A 17,411-nucleotide genomic window follows, 5' to 3' on the forward strand; every position below is an offset into this window, starting at 1 on the left:
ATAAGGAGCGGGGCCGTTCGATGGCGGCCACGGCGCTGATCGGGGTGGCGGTGATGGCGGCGGTCGACGAGATCGTCTTCCATCAGCTGCTGGCCTGGCATCACTTCTTCGACCGTTCGACGCCCGCGATCGGGCTGGTCTCGGACGGGCTGCTCCACACCGCCGAACTGCTGGCGCTGGTGGCGGGGTTCGTGCTGTGGGCGGATCTGCGCCGCCGCCGGGCGCTCTCACCGGCGCACGCCTGGGCCGGGCTGCTGCTGGGCCTGGGCGGATTCCAGCTGTTCGACGGCCTGGTCAACCACAAGGTGTTCCGGCTGCACCAGATCCGCTACGGCGTGCCGGATCTCCTGCTCTACGACCTGCTCTGGAACGGCGCCGCGCTGGTCCTGCTGGCGGCCGGCACACTCCTGGCCATCCGAGCCCGCCGCATCGCGCGTCACGGTTCCGGGGCGGGACGATGACGCCGGGGCACCACCACGCGCACGGGCTGGACGCGGCGCAGTTCGCCGCCCTTTGTCTGGCGGTGCTCGCGGCGGTGGTCTATCTGGTGGCCGCGCACCGGCTGCGCCGCCGGGGGAACGACTGGCCGTGGCCGCGGCAGGCGTCGTTCACCGCCGGGGCGGCGCTGATCGCGGCCGCCGTCGCCGTGCCGGTGCCGGGCGGGCCGTTCACCGTACACATGGCCCAGCATCTGCTGGCCGGGATGTTCGCCCCGGTGCTGCTGGTGGCGGGCCGCCCGCTGACGCTCGCGCTGCTCGTCCTGCGCCCGGGGCGGCCGCGGCGCAGGCTGCTGGCGGTGGCGCACTCGCGCCCGGCGGGCTGGCTGGCCGCCCCCGCCGTGGCGGTGACGCTCGATCTGGGCGGGCTGTGGCTGCTGTACCGGACGCCGCTGCTGGCGGCGACCGGGCGGAACCCGTGGCTGCACGCCGCCGTCCACCTGCACGTGATCGCGGCCGGGACGCTGTTCGCGTTCGCCGTCTGTCAGCTGGACCCGGTGCGCAGGCGGTGGGGCCTGCCGTGGCGGGTGGGCGCGCTGCTGGCGGGCGGGGCCGCGCACGCGGTACTGGCCAAGACCCTGTACGCGGTGCCGCCGCCCGGCACCGCCTACGATCCGGCCGACCTGCGGGCCGGCGCCCAGCTCATGTACTACGGCGGCGACCTGGCCGAGCTGGCCCTGGCCGCCGTCGTGGCCGCCGGGTGGTACGCCGCCGCCGGTCGCGCGCACCGCCGCGCGCGCCGCCGTGAGGGTCAGTACGTGGCGCGCCCGCCGCTGATGTCGTAGACGGCGCCGGTGGAGAAGGTGACCTTGTCGGAGGCCAGCCAGGCGATCAGTTCGGCGACCTCCTCGGGGCGGCCGACGCGGCGCATCGGGATGAGGCCGGTGATGTGGGCCAGGGCTTCGGGGCCGGTGTCGGCGTTCATCGGGGTCTCGATGACGGCGGGCGCGATGGCGTTGGCGAGCACGCCGCTGGTGGCCAGTTCCTTGCCCAGCGACTTGGTGAGGGCGATGACGGCGGCCTTGGACGCGGAGTACGCCCCCATGGAGGGGTTGCCGTCCTTCCCGGCCATGCTGGCGATGTTGACGACGCGGCCCCAGCCTCGTTCGCGCATGCCGGGGACGAAGGCGCGGCAGGTGTGGAAGGTGCCGTCGACGTTCACGGCGAAGGTGCGCCGCCAGCCGTCGAGGGGGAGTTCCCAGAGCGGGGCGCTGGGGCCGATGATCCCCGCGGAGTTGACCAGGATGTCGACCGGCCCTGTCTCCTGGGCCGCGGCCTGGACGGCTGCGGCGTCGGTGACGTCCACCACGAGGTCGGCCCCGGCCGCGATGTCGAGGGTGATCACCCGTACCCCGTCCGCCGCCAAGCGGACGGCGGCGGCCCGGCCGAGGCCGCTGGCCCCGCCGGTGATGAGAGCGGTACGCATGCACAAGGTCCTTCCGCCGAGTCGGCGGGCCCGCCGGAGAGCCCCCTTGTCCGGATATTTCCCTTTTATGGGCGATGATCTACTCTCCGAAGGGGTTCATCCCTCCTCCCGACTGACGGAGAGATCATCGTGCAGCTCATGCGCATCGGCGCGCCCGGTGCCGAGAAGCCCGTCGTCCGCGTGGACGACACCCACTACATCGACGTCTCCGACGTCACCGCCGACTTCGACGAGAAGTTCTTCGCCGCCGGCGGCCCCGCCCTGCTCGCCGAGCGGGTCGCCCGCGGCGACGTGCGGGAGTTCGCCGGGGAGCGGATCGGCGCGCCGATCGCCCGCCCGCACCAGATCCTGTGCATCGGGCTGAACTACAGCGACCACGCCGCCGAGACCGGACAGGCCGTCCCCGGCGAGCCGATCCTGTTCACCAAGTCGCCCAACACCCTGGTCGGCCCGTACGACGACGTGCGGATCCCGCGCGGCTCCACCAAGACCGACTGGGAGGTGGAGCTCGGCGTCGTCATCGGCCGCCGCACCTCCTACCTCGACTCAGCCGAGGAGGCCAAGGACGCCATCGCCGGGTACTGCGTGGTCAACGACGTCAGCGAGCGCGCCTTCCAGATGGAGCGCGGCGGCCAGTGGAGCAAGGGCAAGTCGGCCGAGACGTTCAACCCCGCCGGCCCCTGGCTGGTCACCCCCGACGAGATCCCCGACGTCACCGACCTGGGCATGTGGCTGAACGTCAACGGGGTACGCCGGCAGACCGGCACCACCAAAACCATGATCTTCGACCCGTACGTCATCGTGCACCACCTGAGCCAGTTCATGGTGCTGGAGCCCGGCGACCTGATCAACACCGGCACCCCGCCCGGCGTCGGCATGGGCCACGACCCGCAGATCTGGCTGCGGCCCGGCGACGTGATGGAACTCGGCATCGACCGCCTGGGCAGCCAGCGCCAGCGGGTCGTGGGACCCCGGTAGTGCGGGCGCTGGTGCTGACCGGCCCGGGCGAGGCCGAGGTCCAGGAGGTCGAGCCGCCCGTCGCCGGGCCCGGCGAGGTCGTGGTGGACGTCGAGCGGGCCGGCGTGTGCGGCACCGACGTCGAGCTGTTCACCGGCCACATGAGCTACCTGCGCACCGGCCGCTCCTGGTATCCGCTGCGGCCGGGCCACGAGTGGTGCGGCCGCGTCACCGCCGTCGGCGAGGGCGTGGACGGCGGCTGGCTCGGCCGCCGCGTCACCGGCGACACCATGCTCGGCTGCGGGCGCTGCGGCCGCTGCCGCGCCGGACACCACCACGTCTGCGCCGACCTGGCGGAGATCGGCATCAGCAGGGGACGGGCGGGCGCGCTGGCCGAACGGCTCGCCGTGCCCGCCGCGGCCCTGCACCGGCTGCCGGAGAGCGTGGATCCGGCGCTCGGCGCGCTGGCCGAGCCCGGCGGGAACGCGCTGCGGGCTGTCCGCGCCGCCGCGCTCGACCCCGGCGAGCGGCTGCTGGTCCTGGGCACCGGTACGATCGGGCTGCTGGTGGCGCTGTTCGCCCGGGCGCACGGCATCGACGTCCACCTGATGGGCCGCGACGAGGCCGGTCTGCGCCTGGCCGCCGAGCTCGGCTTCACCGGCGCCTGGACGCGGGCGTCGCTGCCGTCCCTTCCCTGGCACGCCGTCGTCGACGCCGCCAACTCCCCCGAACTGCCCGCCCTCGCGGTCGACCTGGTCGAGCCCGCCCGCCGCGTCGTCTACATCGGCCTGGCCGCCACCCCGTCCCGCCTCGACACCCGCGACCTGGTGCTCAAGGACGTGACGGCCGTCGGCATCCTCGGCGGCTCGGCGGGCCTGTCGGGAGCCATCGCCGCCTACGCCTCGGGCTCGGTGGACGCCCGCCCGCTCGTGGCCGCCACGGTCGGCCTCGCCGAGACCGCGGACGTCCTCGCGGGCCGCCGCCCCGCCGCAGCCGCGCCGAAGATCCACGTCGACCCGAGGCGCTGAAACCCGCGGTCACCTCATCTGCCCCACAGGGGTGGAGGTCGTCAGGCTGCCGGTGAGGGAGTCCGTTTCCGGGAGCCCCCCGCCAACCCGATGGACCGTCTCCTCACGCACGCGCATCCGGCCTCTCCGGTGCTCTCGCCTCCGTGACCTTGACGTGCCGTACGCTCTGTTCGGCTACCGCCTCGCCCTCGCGTGTTCGCCGCGGCGAGCCGCATGTACGGAAGACCGACGAGGAGCTGATCAGTCACATGCGCAGGCTCGGTGGCGTCCCAGCGGACGTCCACGGCAATCCGGACCCGGACGCGCCGACCGGCGGAGGCTGAGCCATGACGCTGCCCCGACTCCGGCTGGAGCACGCCCGCCGCCTGGCCGTCAGCTGCCAGCACCTCGACGGCCCGCTCCCGCTGCCGGGCGCGGGCCGGATGCGGGAGGTGCTGGGGACGCTGCGCTGCCTGCAGCTCGACCCGATCGACGTGGTGGCCAACAGTCACCTGCTCGTGCTCTGGAGCAGACTGGGCGCCTACGACCAGCAGGAGCTGGCGGACCTGCTGTGGAAGGAGCGCGGGCTCTTCGAGTACTGGGCGCACGCCGCGTCCATCGTGCTGACCGAGGACTACCGGCTCCATCACGCCATGATGCGCGGCTATCCCGACGAGGAGCGGTCGGCGCCCCTGCGGAGGATCGGCGAGTGGTACCGGGCCAACCGGGCGCTGCGCGACTCGATCCTCGAATGCCTGCGCGACTCCGGCCCGCTGCCGACGGACGGCTTCGCCGACCTCGCCGCCGTCTCCTGGGAGTCGGGAGGCTGGTCGTCAGGCCGCAACGTCGACCGCATGCTCGACATCCTCTGGACCCAGGGCACGATCATGGTGTCCGGCCGCGCGGGCAGGCGGCGGCTGTGGGACCTGTCCGAGCGCTGCCTGCCCGGCTGGGTCGACCGGACCCCGTTACCGGAGCCGGAGATCGTGTCGCGCGCCGCCGAACACTCCCTGCGGGCCCTCGGCGCGGGCCGCCGCAAGGACATCGAGCAGCACTTCATCCGCTCCCGCTACCCCGGCCTCGACACGATCATCGCCGAGCTGGTCTCGGCCGGCCGGTTCGTGCCGGTCTCCGTCGAGGGCTCGTCCCCGCGTGAGCGCTGGTACGTGCACGCCGACCGGATACCGCTGCTCGACCGGATCCTCCGCGGAGACTGGACTCCGCGTACGACCCTGCTGTCACCGTTCGACAACCTGATCTGCAATCGCGAGCGGACGCTGCGGCTGTGGGGCTTCGACTTCCGGTCGGAGATCTACGTCCCCAAGGCCAAGCGCCGCTACGGCTACTACGTCCTGCCCATCCTGCACGGCGATCAGCTGATCGGCCGGGTCGCCCCGCGGCTCAACCGCCGGGACGCCACCCTCACGCTGGAGGGCGTCTACGCCGAGCCGACCGCGCCCGCGGAAGCGGCGGCGGAGGTCGGTGCGGCGATCGCCGCCCTCGCCTCCTTCGTGGGCGCCCGCCGCATCGACCACACCGGCCCCGCTCCCGCCGCCTGGCGTGACGCCCTGCTACCCGAAACCGCCTAACCACCCACGTCCCTCCCGCCCGGACCGGGCTTCCGCATGGACCGAAGCCGAGTGGGCAACGACCATAAGAGTGCGTCCGGTGGCGACGGAGCTGGACGGCACGATCTCCTGGGAAACACGGGTGGCCGGGATCCCTCACGTAATCGTGACGGGAGCCGGTGCGTGAGGTCGCCGGCCAGGGTCACATGCTGCGCGCGAGGACGAGGCGGCAGCGCGGGCTGCCGTCCGGGCGGCGGCCCAGCGCCGTGAGGGGGACCGTCGTCACCCCGAATCCGGCCGCTTCGAGGTCGTCGCGGACCGCGCGGAGCGGCCAGGTGCTGTAGTACATGACGAAGGGCGGGCGCCACACCGCGTTGCGGACCCGCATGGCCAGGTCGAAGCCGAGCATCGCCCAGTAGCGGCCCGAGGCGATGGGCGGGGGCGCGCCGATCGGGAAGGCGAAGAGCCCGCCGCGCCGCAGCGCCCGGCGCACCGCGGTGAAGAGGGCGGGCCGTTCGGCGGGCAGGAAGTGGCCGGTCGCGCCGAAGCTCACCGCGAGGTCGAACGCGCCGGTGAAGGGCAGGGCCCGGGCGTCGGCGCGTACGAGCCCGGCCTCGGGGTGCGCCTGTTTCGCCCGTACGAGCATGCCGTGGCTGAAGTCGGCGCCCAGGACGCGCTCCCGGCACAGGGCGCCCAGGACGCGCAGGCCGGCGCCGGTGCCGCAGCATACGTCCAGGCCGCGCGCGAACGGGCCGAAGGGGCGGAGCGCGTCGGCGGTGGCGTCGAGCACGCTGTCGGGGGTCCGGAAGGGCGTGTGGTCGAATTTCGGGGCGAGCAGGTCATAACCGCGCGGGACCGAGGAGAGCGCCTGGACCGCCAGTTCGCGCAGCGAGGGGCCCTGGGGTGTGGACACCGGCCAAGGGTACTCTCCGGTCACACCTTCGCGGCACTGGACGAAAGGGGTTTCGATCATCGACGACGATGCTTCTCCGTCCCCGCGATCTGCCCGGGGGCGGCGCCTCGTGGTGGAGGCGGCGAAGCTGGACGGGCGCGAGCAGAGCGCCGCCGAGGCCGCCCGGTGGATCTGCCCGCACGGGCGGCACGCCGCCGCGGGCTGCGGCGCCTGCTATCACGCGGGCGGCGGGGAGGATCCGGAGCTGCCGCTGTGGGACGTCACGGTCTGGTTCTCCTCGGCGGCGGCGGTGCCGGTCAGGGCGTTGAAGGACATCCGCCGTCACGGCCGCGGCTACACGCTCGGGCAGCCGTCCACGCCTCTGGTCTATCTCCTCACCGGGCAGGGGCGGGCCGCGACGGCCGCGGAGGCGGTGGCGGGGCTGGTCGGGTTCCTGCTGGTCAACGAGCACATCACCGCGCCGTTCACCGTGACGGAGATTCGCGCGGTGCGTCCGGCGTACCTGTGATAGGCTTCCAGACGTTGCAGTTTTTGGTACCCCATGACTTTGGACGCACCTGTCAGAGTTACATCTGCAGGTGCGTTTCTGTTTTCCGGTCATCTCCGGATGGGCTCAATGCGGCGACACGCGGTCCGCGAGGTGCGGATCGTAATTCCTGCTCATCTCTGAAGGAGATCGACATGGCTTCCGGAACCGTCAAGTGGTTCAACTCCGAAAAGGGCTTCGGCTTCATCGAGCAGGACGGCGGCGGCGCCGACGTCTTCGCTCACTACTCGAACATCGTCTCCAACGGCGGCTACCGCGAGCTGCACGAGGGCCAGAAGGTGTCCTTCGACGTCGTCCAGGGCCAGAAGGGCCCGCAGGCGGAGAACATCGTCGCCGCCTGACCTGACACGCGCGAAAGATCCGGGCCCGCACACCGCGGGCCCGGATTTTTGCTGTCCCCGCACGCCCGTACGTCTAGCCGGGTGTGTCCTGGATAGGAGCGCTGTATAGGGAAAGGAGGTCGAGGACATGGAAGCCAAGCAGTGGAGCGTGCAGATCCACCTCGTCGAGGACGGGGACGACACCAGGGCCCGGGCGGTGCTGACGACGCGGGATCGCAGCGATCTCGTGGGCACCGGGCGTGCCCGCCGCAACCCGGCCGACCCGTCGGTGCCGGAGATCGGCGACGAGCTGGCCGCCTCGCGGGCGCTGGCCGACCTCGCCGACAAACTCGCGGTCGTCACGCAGCGCGACATCAGCGAGGTCGCCGCCGGATCCGTGTCGGCGCGCTCCTGGTGAACACCGGAACGGCGGACCCGGTACGCGGCCCCGCCGGGGCGCGGGCACCGGGCCCGCCGGCCCTGGGGCGAACGGCACCGCCGGGCGGGACCTTCGCCCCTACGCCCTCCTGACCCCGGCCGGGGACCGTGGGAGGGACGAGGAGGTTCCGATGAAAGCGATGATCTATCACGGACCGGGCCGCCGCGGCTGGGAAGAGATCCCCGACCCCGGGCTCGTCTCCCCCGGGGACGCGATCGTCCGCGTGGACGCCGTCACGATCTGCGGCACCGACCTGCACATCCTCAAGGGCGACGTGCCCGAGGTCGAGCCGGGCCGGGTGCTCGGCCACGAGGCCGTCGGCACGGTCATGGAGACCGGCCCCGCGGTCGGCGGCGTCCGGCAGGGCGACCGGGTGCTGGTCTCGTGCATCACGGCGTGCGGCCGCTGCCGCTTCTGCCGGACCGGCATGTACGGGCAGTGCCTGGGGGGCGGCGGCTGGCTCCTCGGCCACCGCATCGACGGCACCCAGGCCGAGTACGTGCGGGTGCCGTTCGCCGCCACCTCCACCCATCCGCTGCCCGAGTCCGTCTCCGACGAGGCGGCGCTCATGCTCGCCGACATCCTGCCCACCTCCTACGAGGTCGGCGTGCTCAACGGCCGCGTCCAGCCCGGCGACACCGTCGTGGTGGTCGGCGCGGGACCGATCGGGCTGGCCGCGATCATGACGGCGCGGCTGTTCACGCCGGGCCACATCGTCGCCGTCGACCCGGCCGCCGCCCGGCTGGAGGCGGCCAAGAGCCTCGGCGCGGACGTCCTGGCCGGCTCCGGGGACGATCCCGAGGCCGCGGTGGCGGAGCTGACCGGCGGCCTGGGCGCCGACGTGGCGATCGAGGCGGTCGGCATCCCGGAGACGTTCGAGCTCTGCGCCCGGCTGGTCCGCCCCGGCGGGCATCTGGCCAACGTCGGCGTGCACGGCGCGCCCGTCACCCTGCACCTCGAGGATCTGTGGATCCGCAACCTGACCATCACCACCGGTCTGGTCGACACCTACTCCACCCCGGCGCTGCTCGACATGGTGGCCGCCGGCCGGCTCGACCCCGCGGCGTTCGTCACCCACCGCTACCCGCTGCACGACATGGAGGCCGCCTACCGGACGTTCTCCGACCCGGCGGGCAGCGGGGCGCTCAAGGTCGTCCTGTCCCGAAACGGACGGTCCGGATAACCGCAAGAACCGGTCATTTTTCCCGGCGCGGAATCGGCGCCCGGCCGCCCGCGGACGCCGGGGCCGGCGGGGTTTCCCTTGCTTCGCGGGCCTCTGACCTGCTCCTTGACAGCTCGGCGAGGCCGGGGGTGTGCTGAGGATATGGCTCACGTCGCCTCTCACGGCGACGGCGATCTTCACGGGGATGTCGATGGCCACCTACGCGTATCGCTGCCAGGACTGCGGGCCGTTCGAGGTGCGCCTGCCGATGGGGACGGCCGGGGCGGCCACCGGCTGCCCGGCGTGCGGCTCTCCCGCCCGCCGCGTCTTCACCGCGCCGGGTCTCGGCCGGTCGTCGCCGGCGCTGTCCGCCGCGCGGGCCCGCGAGGAACGGAGCCAGGAAGCACCCGAGGTGGTCACGCGCGTGACTCCGGAGCGGCCGGAGCACCCGGCGCTGTCACGCCTGCCTCGGCCCTAGCGAACACCCCGCCCGCCCGGGCGCCAGGAGGTGTGTGTCCATGGGAGCCGTCGGACTTCTGTACGTAGGCGCGGTGCTCTTCCTCAACGGCCTGATGCTCCTGGGAAAGGTCGAGCCACGCGCGGCCGGGGTCTTCAACCTCTTCGTCGGGGCCCTGCAGGTCGTCACGCCCACCCTGCTGATCGTCTTCAACCCCGCCGATCCGGTCGAGCTCCTGAACGCCTCGGGGCTGTACCTGTTCGGCTTCACCTACCTCTACGTGGGGATCAACCTGCTGGCCGGGATCGACACCACGGGCGTGGGGTACTTCTCGCTCTTCGTGGCCATCATGGCGCTCGGCTACTCCTGGGCCAACTTCCAGCTCCTCGGCGATCCGGGGTTCGGGGTGATCTGGCTCTACTGGTCCTTCCTGTGGACGCTCTTCTTCATCCTGCTCGGCCTGAAACGCACCCGGATCACCAGGTACACGGGCTGGGTCACGGCCATCCAGGGCTGGGTCACGGCGGCGATCCCGGCCTTCCTGATGCTGACCGGGGGCTGGCGCACGACGGCCCTGTACGCGGTCGTCCTCGCCGTGTTCGGCGTGGTGGTGTTCGCCGTGCTGTGGCCGCTCACGCGGGGCGGGGAGCCGGAGCCTTCCGAGCTGGAGAAGAGGTGAGACGGCACGCGCAGACCACGGAGGGAGCAGCGACCGAGAAGGGAAAGGCATCATGCCGAAAGTCGTATTCAGCGTCGACCAGTCGAAGTCGATGAAGGACCAGGCGGTACCGGGGCACAACCGCTGGCACCCGGACATTCCCGTGGCGGAGATGGTGCGGCCCGGGGACGAGTTCCGGGTCGAGTGCCGCGAGTGGACCGACGGCCAGATCCGCAACACCGACTCCGCGAACGACGTGCGCGACGTCGATCTGTCCCACGCGCACATGCTGAGCGGGCCGATCGGGGTCGAAGGGGCCGAGCCGGGTGACCTGCTCATCGTCGACATCCTGGACCTCGGCCCGGTGCCCCAGCAGACCGGGGACGTGCCGGGCCAGGGCTGGGGCTACACCGGCATCTTCGCCAAGCACAACGGAGGCGGGTTCCTGACCGACTACTTCCCCGACGCGTACAAGGCGATCTGGGACTTCCACGGCCAGGTCGCGACCTCCCGCCACCTGCCGGGCGTCCGGTTCACCGGCATCACCCACCCGGGCCTGTTCGGCACCGCGCCGTCGGCCGAGCTGCTCGGCTCCTGGAACCGCAGGGAGCAGGCGCTCATCGACACCGACCCGGGACGTGTCCCGCCGCTCGGCCTGCCGCCGCTGCCCGGCAACACGCTGGCCGGCACCGCCGACGGCGACCTCGCGCAGCGGATCGCGGCCGAGGGGGCGCGCACCGTGCCCGCGCGGGAGAACGGCGGCAACCACGACATCAAGAACTTCACCCGCGGCGCCCGGGTCTTCTACCCGGTCCACGTCCCGCAGGCCAAGCTCTCGGGAGGAGACCTGCACTTCAGCCAGGGCGACGGGGAGATCACCTTCTGCGGCGCCATCGAGATGGGCGGCTACATCGACTTCCACGTCGACCTCATCAAGGGCGGCATGGAGAAGTACGGCGTCACCACCAACCCGGTCTTCATGCCGGGCAACGTGGAGCCCAGGTACTCCGAGTTCCTGTCGTTCATCGGCATCTCGGTGGACCACGACACCGACACCAACTACTACCTGGACGCGACGGTGGCCTACCGCAGGGCCTGCCTGAACGCCGTCGAGTACCTGAAGCGGTGGGGCTACACCGGCGAGCAGGCCTACCTGCTGCTCGGCGCGGCGCCGATCGAGGGGCGGGTCAGCGGGATCGTCGACATCCCCAACGCCTGCTGCTCGCTCTACCTGCCCACCGAGATCTTCGACTTCGACGTACGCCCGAACATGGAGGGGCCGGTCAGGCAGGACCGCGGCCAGTGCGCCGTGACCAGCTGACTCAGGCGGCGGCCTGGGCGAGCGAGAAGTACGCCTCCTCCTCCTGCGCGAAGTGCAGGAGGAGGACGGCGTGCAGCCCGTAGAGGCAGGCCCGCAGGTCGTCGAGCTGCTCGGGGCCGGGGCCGTCCGGGGGCATGAGGTCGAGGTGGCGGCCGAGCCGTGCGGTGAGCCGGATGATCTCGGCGTGGCCCCTGCTCATGGTGACGGTCGCCTCGGGGTCGCCGAGCAGCCGGGTGAGCGCCGGGTAGAGGCGTTCCTCCTCGGCCTGCTCGTGCGGCAGGATTTCGTCGGTCAGCACCTGGTGGACGTCGCGGAGCATGTCGGCCGTCCGCTCCGACGGGTCGTCGAGCGCGGCGGCCGCCTCGCGCAGCCGGCCCAGCGCGGGCCGGAGCTCGTCGTGTTCCCGTTCGAAGCGCTGGAGCAGGGCGTCGGTGGGGGCGTCCACGTGCACGCGGGTTCCCCGGGCCGGGCGCAGGGCCCGCAGGGCGTTGAGGATCACGGCGACGTCGATGGCCTCCTGCAGGAGCGCGCCCGGGGCGGGCGGCAGGGCTCCGGCGGCGGCCACCAGCATGGCGGCCAGCGACAGGCCGATGCCCACGGTCGCGCTCTGCACGGCGATGCGCCGGGCGCGGCGGGCCACGTCCATGGCGTCGGCCAGGCGGTCGAGCCGGTCGGCGGTCAGGACCACGTCGGCGGCCTGGGCCGAGGCCGCCGAGCCGCGCGCGCCCATGGCCACGCCGACGTCGGCGGCGGCGAGGGCGGGCGCGTCGTTGATGCCGTCGCCGACCATCACGGTCGGCGCCCGCCCGGCCTCCTCCCGGACGCCCTCGACCTTCTGCTCGGGCGTACGTTCGGCGAGCACGTCGTCGATGCCCAGCACGGTCGCGACGCTCTCGGCCACGGAGGCGCGGTCGCCGGTGAGCATGACGACGCGGTCGATGCCGGCGGAGCGGAGCCTGCGCAGCGTGCGGGAGGCGTCGGGCCGCACCTCGTCGCGCAGGAAGAGCACTCCGGCGATCGTGTCGTCCACGGTCACCCAGACGGTGGTGGCGCTGTCCAGCGCCGCTCTGGCGCGCTGGGCCTCGGTCCAGTCGGTCCGCAGGCCCGCCGGTGCCTTGCCCACGCGGACGGTCCGGCCGTCGACCTCTCCCACGGTGCCGGACCCGGCCTCCTCGCGGACCCGCGAGGCCCGTTCCTTGGCCGCGCCCCGCTCCTCGGCGTGCCGCACGATGGCGGCGGCCAGCACGTGCGAGGACATCCGGTCGACAGCCGCGGCCAGGGACAGGACCTCCTGCGCGTCGAAGCCCTCCGCCGCGGCGACGTCGATCACCTCGGGGTGTCCCCGCGTGAGGGTCCCGGTCTTGTCGAGTACGAGCGTGCGGGCGTGTCCGAGCTTCTCCAGGGCGCCGCCGCCCTTCACCACGACGCCGCGCCGGGCCGTACGGGACAGGCCGGAGGCGATGGCGGCCGGCGCGGCCAGCAGCAGCGGGCAGGGGGTGGCGACCACGAGCACGGCGACGGCCCGGACCGGCTCGCCCGACAGCAGCCAGGCCAGCCCCGCCAGCGCCAGCGTCACCGGCAGGAACCAGGCGGCGAAGCGGTCGGCGAGCCGCACCACCGGGGCGCTGTCCGCCTCGACCTCGCGGGCCAGCCGCACCACGCCCGCGTAGGCGCTCTCCTCGGCCGTGGCGGTGGCCCGCAGGTCGAAGGCCGATCCGGCGTTCACGACGCCGCTGCGCACGCGTTCGCCGGGCGGGTACTCCACCGGCAGCGACTCGCCGGTGAGGGCCGACTCGTCCACCAGGGCCTCGGCGTCTCCGTCCACCACGCCGTCGACGGGCACGATCTCGCCGGCGGGGATGAGCAGCAGGTCTCCCCGGGCGACCTCGGAGACGTCCACCTCGCGCAGGCCGTCCTTCTCGTGGCGGTGTGCCCGGCGCGGCGCCCGTTCGTACAGGGCGGTCAGGTCGCGGCGGGCCCGGCCCATCGCGTAGTCCTCCAGCGCCCGCCCGGTGGCCAGCATCACCGCGATCAGCGCGCCCGCCAGGTACTCCCCCACCAGCAGCGAGCCGGCCAGGGCGAGCACCGCGATGGCGTCCACGCCGAGCCGGCCCGCCCGCAGCGCCTCGACCACCCACCAGGTGGCGGGCAGGATGGCCACCACCGTGCCGGCGGCGAGCACCGCGTCGCCGTACTCCGGCAGGCCGAGCAGCCTGAGCGCCACTCCTACGGCCAGGGCGACAATGGTGAGCGCCAGGAAACCGGTCAGCCAGAACCGCTTCACCGCTCACTCCTTCCTCAGGCCGCCCGTACCACGGCGACCGTGCAGCGGGCGTGGTGCAGGACGCCGCGGCTGACCGAGCCCAGCAGCGCCGACGTCACGCCCCGGCGCCCGCGGGAGCCCACCACCAGCAGGTCCGCCTCCTCCGACGCCGCCGTGAGGGCTTCGGCCGGGGCGGCGGGCCGGACGTCCCCGGTGACGGCCACGTCGGAGTAGCGCCGGGTGTACGGCTCCAGGAGCCTGCGCACCATGGCCTCGCGCTCCGCCCGGTCGTCACGGCCGGCGTGCACGACCAGCAGCTCGGCACCGCGCAGGGCGGCCTGTTCGAAGGCGTAGCCGAGCGCGGGCAGGCACTCGGGCGCGTCGTCCACGCCCACCACCACCCGCCCGTACACCGGCCGCCGCCGGGCCTGGACGACCACGACCGGGGCGTCGGCGTGCCCGGCGACCTGGTCGCTGACCGACCCCAGCAGGGCCCCTGCGACCGGGCCGAGCCCTCTGCTGCCCATCACCAGCTCGGTGGCGGACCCCGCCTGCTCGCGCAGGATCGTCGCGGGCGGCCCCTCCTCCAGCAGCGCCACCACCTCGACGCCGGGCTGACGCTCGCGGACCAGGGCGACCGCCTCGTCGAGGGCTTTTTTGCCGGTGGTCAGCAGCGGGTCGGGCACGCCGGGCTCCGGGAACCGCGGGATCTGGTACGGCTGCCGGTCCACCGCGTGGACGAGTCTCAGGGGCTGGTGCGTGCGGAAGGCGTCATTGGCGGCCCAGGCCACCGCGGCGCGCGCCGCGGTGGAGCCGTCGACCCCTACAACGATCATGAGTCCTCCTTCGTCACCACCATCAGACCTGCGCGGCGGGAGGATGTGCAGGGCCGGAAGACCCGCAGCCGGGAGGCCAAGGACCGTGATCCGTCAGTCGGGCTCCAGCCGGGGGCGCCGGAACCGCCACGGGGCGGCCGGCCACCGGGCGTGGATCGCGGCCAGCGCCCGCTCGGCCGCCCGCTCGGGAGGCACGCCGGTGTCGATCTCGACGGCGCCGGGCCAGGGCTCCGCCGCCGCGGTGACGGCGTCGGCGATCGCCTGGTCCGCGTCGGAGATCCCGCCCCGCCGCCGGGCCAGCCGCTCCGCGACGAGCTGCGGCGGGGCGGTGCAGCGCAGCGCCACCAGGTCACTGGACGCCCGCCCGGCGAGCTCTTCGGCGGCCTCCCGCCACCCGGCGTTGCTCCAGGTGGCGTCGAGGACGACGGGCTCGCCGTGCAGCAGCAGGGTCTCCGCCCGCGACAGCAGCTCGCGGTAGGTGCGCTCGGTCCACTCGGGGCTGTAGATGCCCTCGCCGTAGGGGGCCGGCGCCGGTTGTTCCGGCGCGATCCCGGCGAGTTCCTTCCGTACGCGGTCGCTGCTCAGCAGCGCGCAGCCGAGCCGGTCCGCGAGCGCCGCGGCCAGGGTGGTCTTGCCGGTTCCGGGGCCGCCGCCGACCAGGACCAGGGTCACCGACCCGGCCCGCAGGTGGCGCAGGGCGAGCTCGGCCAGGTCGCGTGCCTGTCCCGCCGCGCCGCGGCCGCCTTGCAGGTGCCGCAGCGCGGCGACCTTGGCGCGGACGAAGGCCCGGTAGGCCACGTAGTGATGCCAGAGCGACGGCGGCGCGTGGTCGCCGGAGAACGCGATGTACCGCCGCAGGAACAGCTCGGCCAGGCGGGGCGCCCCCAGCCGTTCCAGGTCCATGGCCAGGAAGGCGGCGTCGTCCAGGCCGTCGACGAAGCGCAGCCGTTCGTCGAACTCCAGGCAGTCCAGGATCCGCGGCCCGTCGTCCAGGCAGAAGATGTCGTCGGCCTGCAGATCCCCGTGCCCGTCCACGATGCGGCCGTCGGCGATCCGGGCGGCGAACAGGCGCTCGCGGCCGTCGAGGTACCGCCGGGTCAGCCGTTCGATCTCCTGGAGCACCGGCGGGTCGAGCACCGCGCCGGCCGTCTCGCGGACCTGCTCGAAGCTCGCCGTCCAGCGGGCCAGCAGCGCCCCCGCCTCGCCCTCCCGGTCGACCTCCGGGCCGCGGCGGGCCCGGCTATGCAGGCTCGCGACCATCCGGGCGACCTGGCGCAGCTCCGCCTCCACCGGCTCGCCCGCGCGGATCATCGTGGTGAGCCGGCGCTCCTCCGGCATGCGCCGCATCACGACGAGGTGGTCGCAGGGCTCCCCGTCGGGGCCGAGCACGTCGGCGACCCCCTCGTACACGTCGGGGGCCAGCCTCCGGTTGAGCCGCACCTCCTCGTGGGAGATGGCCCGCCGGGCCTCGCGGGTGGTGAAGTCCAGGAAGCCGAGGTCCACCGGTTTGCGCAGCTTGACCGCCCGGTCGCCGAGCAGGAACACCACGGCCGAGTGCGTCTCCCTGATCTGTGCCCACGGTCCCATGGCTCCCCCGGCTGACTCCCTCCTCACTGCTTCCCCCGGTTGCCGTCTCCAGACCCACGCCACGCGGCCCCTTTGTCTGCTTCCGGGTATCTCAGCGGCAGGTCTTGGGGAGCGCTACCACGGAGGCGGCAGTGAGCGACGGATACGCCGATCGGCCCATCGTGGTCGGCTACGACGGCTCGGAGGGCAGCCGGCAGGCATTGGAGTGGGCGGCGGACGAGGCGCGCAGGCGGGGGCTGCCGGTGCTGGTCTGTCACGCCCTGCACTGGCCGTACGCCTTCCGGCCGGTCGCGCGGGAGGTCATGGCGGAGATCGAGCAGGCGGCGTCGAGCGTGGTGGAGGACGGGGTCCGGCGCGCCAAGGAGCTGGTTCCCGGCGTGGACGTGCGGCCGCTGCTCGCCCGGGGCACGGCCGCGTCGGTGCTGCTGGACGCCTCGCGGGACGCGGAGCTGACGGTGCTGGGGTCGCGCGGGCAGGGCGGGTTCGACAGCCTTCAGGTGGGGTCGGCCGCCGTCCAGGTGCCCGCCTACAGCGCGGGGCCGGTCGTCGTGGTGCGGCCCTCCCGGTCGCCGGGCGGCCGGGAGGTCCGGATCGTGACGGGCATGGACGGCTCGCCGCCCAGCCTGGCGGCCTTCGACTTCGCGCTGGACGAGGCGGCGCTGCGCGGCGGCACGGTGCACGCCCTGTGCTGCTGGGCGGATCGCGGCTCGGCGTCCTGGCCGGACGCGCTGCCCTTCGTGGACTCGCACGCGCTGCGCCGAGGTGCGGAGGCCCGCTTCCGCGAGGTCGCGTCCCATCTCGCGCTCCGGCGTCCCGAGGTGCGGGTCATGGCCGAGTTCGTGACCGAGCGGCCGCAGCGCGCTCTGATCGACGCGGCCAAGGACGCCGCCCTGCTCGTGCTGGGGCGCCGGGGGAACGAGTCGCCCGCCGGGCTCCTGCTGGGGCCGGTGACGCAGGCCGCGCTGCTGGAGGCCTGGTGCCCGGTCGCGGTGACTCCCCCATGATCGTACGGAGAGTCAGTTCTCCGGCTTGCCGCCGATGGCGCAGGCGCGGCACGGCGGGCGGCCGCAGGTGCACTGCAGGATGGCGTCCAGGACGTCGTGGTCGTGATAGAGGCACCGGTCGTGGCAGGTGTGCCGGGGGATGAACCCCGCCTGGATCTCGTCCGGCCAGGGGTCCTCGCCTTCGCGGCACCGTACGAACTGCTCCGGATCGGTCGCGTGCAGCCCCTCCAGGCGGGTGCGGGCCTGGGTCTCCAGCGTGCGGGTCTCGGCCACCAGGGTCTTCAGCCGGGAGACCAGGTCGGAGTACCTGTCGTCACCGGTCCGGGCGTGGGCGGCCCGCAGCGCCATCATGGCGTTGCCCAGGAACCGCCCGGCGTCCTGCAGGTCCGTGGTGTGGTGCAGCTGGATTCCGGTCACGCCCCGGACCCACACGGCATCGTTGCGCATTG

General features: G+C 73.4%; 19 protein-coding genes. 13 read left to right on the forward strand and 6 right to left on the reverse strand.

Annotation, left to right across the window (positions count from 1 at the left end; genetic code table 11):
• The first annotated feature begins 20 nt into the window (after positions 1-20).
• Both AB0J42_RS15640 and AB0J42_RS15645 read left to right on the forward strand, forming a co-directional pair.
• Positions 21-461 (forward strand): DUF2243 domain-containing protein, encoded by a 441-nt coding sequence (locus AB0J42_RS15640; RefSeq protein WP_364294126.1) that lies wholly within the window; start codon positions 21-23, stop codon positions 459-461.
• Complete coding sequence (locus AB0J42_RS15645; protein ID WP_364294129.1) at positions 458-1,282, forward strand: cytochrome c oxidase assembly protein; 825 nt, start codon at positions 458-460, stop codon at positions 1,280-1,282. The genes AB0J42_RS15640 and AB0J42_RS15645 overlap by 4 nt, the downstream gene beginning before the upstream one ends.
• Here the strand turns inward: AB0J42_RS15645 and AB0J42_RS15650 are convergent.
• Positions 1,249-1,923, reverse strand: a complete 675-nt coding sequence (locus AB0J42_RS15650) for an SDR family NAD(P)-dependent oxidoreductase (protein ID WP_364294132.1) — start codon at positions 1,921-1,923, stop codon at positions 1,249-1,251. The genes AB0J42_RS15645 and AB0J42_RS15650 overlap by 34 nt on opposite strands.
• Before the next feature lie 129 nt (positions 1,924-2,052).
• Here AB0J42_RS15650 and AB0J42_RS15655 point away from each other — a divergent pair, with 129 nt between their 5' ends.
• The 3 genes from AB0J42_RS15655 (at position 2,053) to AB0J42_RS15665 (ending at position 5,476) form a co-directional block, all read left to right on the forward strand.
• Positions 2,053-2,901 (forward strand): fumarylacetoacetate hydrolase family protein, encoded by an 849-nt coding sequence (locus AB0J42_RS15655; RefSeq protein WP_364294135.1) that lies wholly within the window; start codon positions 2,053-2,055, stop codon positions 2,899-2,901.
• Positions 2,901-3,908, forward strand: a complete 1,008-nt coding sequence (locus AB0J42_RS15660; protein ID WP_364294138.1) for an alcohol dehydrogenase catalytic domain-containing protein — start codon at positions 2,901-2,903, stop codon at positions 3,906-3,908. The genes AB0J42_RS15655 and AB0J42_RS15660 overlap by 1 nt, the downstream gene beginning before the upstream one ends.
• A 326-nt stretch (positions 3,909-4,234) precedes the next feature.
• The gene (locus AB0J42_RS15665) at positions 4,235-5,476 is read left to right on the forward strand and encodes a crosslink repair DNA glycosylase YcaQ family protein (protein ID WP_364294141.1); all 1,242 of its coding nucleotides are present in this window, start codon (positions 4,235-4,237) and stop codon (positions 5,474-5,476) included.
• A 181-nt stretch (positions 5,477-5,657) separates the two neighbouring features.
• Here AB0J42_RS15665 and AB0J42_RS15670 read toward each other — a convergent pair whose 3' ends face one another.
• Positions 5,658-6,368: a class I SAM-dependent methyltransferase gene (locus tag AB0J42_RS15670; protein ID WP_364294144.1), complete on the reverse strand. Its 711-nt coding sequence runs from the start codon at positions 6,366-6,368 to the stop codon at positions 5,658-5,660.
• 109 nt (positions 6,369-6,477) lie between these two features.
• Between AB0J42_RS15670 and AB0J42_RS15675 the strand changes: the two genes are divergently transcribed.
• From AB0J42_RS15675 to fmdA, 7 genes are all read left to right on the forward strand, one after another.
• On the forward strand, positions 6,478-6,876 hold the full coding sequence (locus AB0J42_RS15675; protein ID WP_364294147.1) for a hypothetical protein: 399 nt from the start codon (positions 6,478-6,480) through the stop codon (positions 6,874-6,876).
• Positions 6,877-7,049: 173 nt separating this feature from the next.
• On the forward strand, positions 7,050-7,256 hold the full coding sequence (locus AB0J42_RS15680) for a cold-shock protein (RefSeq protein WP_355422459.1): 207 nt from the start codon (positions 7,050-7,052) through the stop codon (positions 7,254-7,256).
• Between the two features lie 127 nt (positions 7,257-7,383).
• Positions 7,384-7,653: a DUF1876 domain-containing protein gene (locus AB0J42_RS15685; protein ID WP_364294150.1), complete on the forward strand. Its 270-nt coding sequence runs from the start codon at positions 7,384-7,386 to the stop codon at positions 7,651-7,653.
• 151 nt (positions 7,654-7,804) lie between these two features.
• Positions 7,805-8,857 (forward strand): zinc-dependent alcohol dehydrogenase family protein, encoded by a 1,053-nt coding sequence (locus AB0J42_RS15690; RefSeq protein ID WP_364294153.1) that lies wholly within the window; start codon positions 7,805-7,807, stop codon positions 8,855-8,857.
• Positions 8,858-9,047: 190 nt separating this feature from the next.
• Complete coding sequence (locus AB0J42_RS15695; protein ID WP_364294156.1) at positions 9,048-9,314, forward strand: zinc ribbon domain-containing protein; 267 nt, start codon at positions 9,048-9,050, stop codon at positions 9,312-9,314.
• 40 nt (positions 9,315-9,354) lie between these two features.
• Entirely contained in the window at positions 9,355-9,972 is a 618-nt protein-coding gene (locus AB0J42_RS15700) for an AmiS/UreI family transporter (protein WP_364294159.1), read from the forward strand.
• Between the two features lie 52 nt (positions 9,973-10,024).
• On the forward strand, positions 10,025-11,272 hold the full coding sequence (gene fmdA / locus AB0J42_RS15705; protein ID WP_364294162.1) for a formamidase: 1,248 nt from the start codon (positions 10,025-10,027) through the stop codon (positions 11,270-11,272).
• Between the two features lies 1 nt (position 11,273).
• Here the strand turns inward: fmdA and AB0J42_RS15710 are convergent, their stop codons facing one another.
• From AB0J42_RS15710 to AB0J42_RS15720, 3 genes are all read right to left on the reverse strand, one after another.
• Entirely contained in the window at positions 11,274-13,556 is a 2,283-nt protein-coding gene (locus tag AB0J42_RS15710) for a heavy metal translocating P-type ATPase (protein WP_364294165.1), read from the reverse strand.
• 14 nt (positions 13,557-13,570) lie between these two features.
• Entirely contained in the window at positions 13,571-14,371 is an 801-nt protein-coding gene (locus tag AB0J42_RS15715; RefSeq protein ID WP_364294168.1) for a universal stress protein, read from the reverse strand.
• 93 nt (positions 14,372-14,464) lie between these two features.
• Positions 14,465-15,958 (reverse strand): AAA family ATPase, encoded by a 1,494-nt coding sequence (locus tag AB0J42_RS15720; RefSeq protein WP_364294170.1) that lies wholly within the window; start codon positions 15,956-15,958, stop codon positions 14,465-14,467.
• Positions 15,959-16,089: 131 nt separating this feature from the next.
• Here AB0J42_RS15720 and AB0J42_RS15725 point away from each other — a divergent pair, with 131 nt between their 5' ends.
• On the forward strand, positions 16,090-16,962 hold the full coding sequence (locus AB0J42_RS15725; RefSeq protein WP_364294172.1) for a universal stress protein: 873 nt from the start codon (positions 16,090-16,092) through the stop codon (positions 16,960-16,962).
• 12 nt (positions 16,963-16,974) lie between these two features.
• Here AB0J42_RS15725 and AB0J42_RS15730 read toward each other — a convergent pair whose 3' ends face one another.
• The gene (locus tag AB0J42_RS15730; protein ID WP_364294175.1) at positions 16,975-17,409 is read right to left on the reverse strand and encodes a hypothetical protein; all 435 of its coding nucleotides are present in this window, start codon (positions 17,407-17,409) and stop codon (positions 16,975-16,977) included.
• Positions 17,410-17,411 lie beyond the last annotated feature (2 nt).

Source organism: Nonomuraea sp. NPDC049649 (assembly GCF_040675175.1).
Taxonomy (GTDB): domain Bacteria; phylum Actinomycetota; class Actinomycetes; order Streptosporangiales; family Streptosporangiaceae; genus Nonomuraea.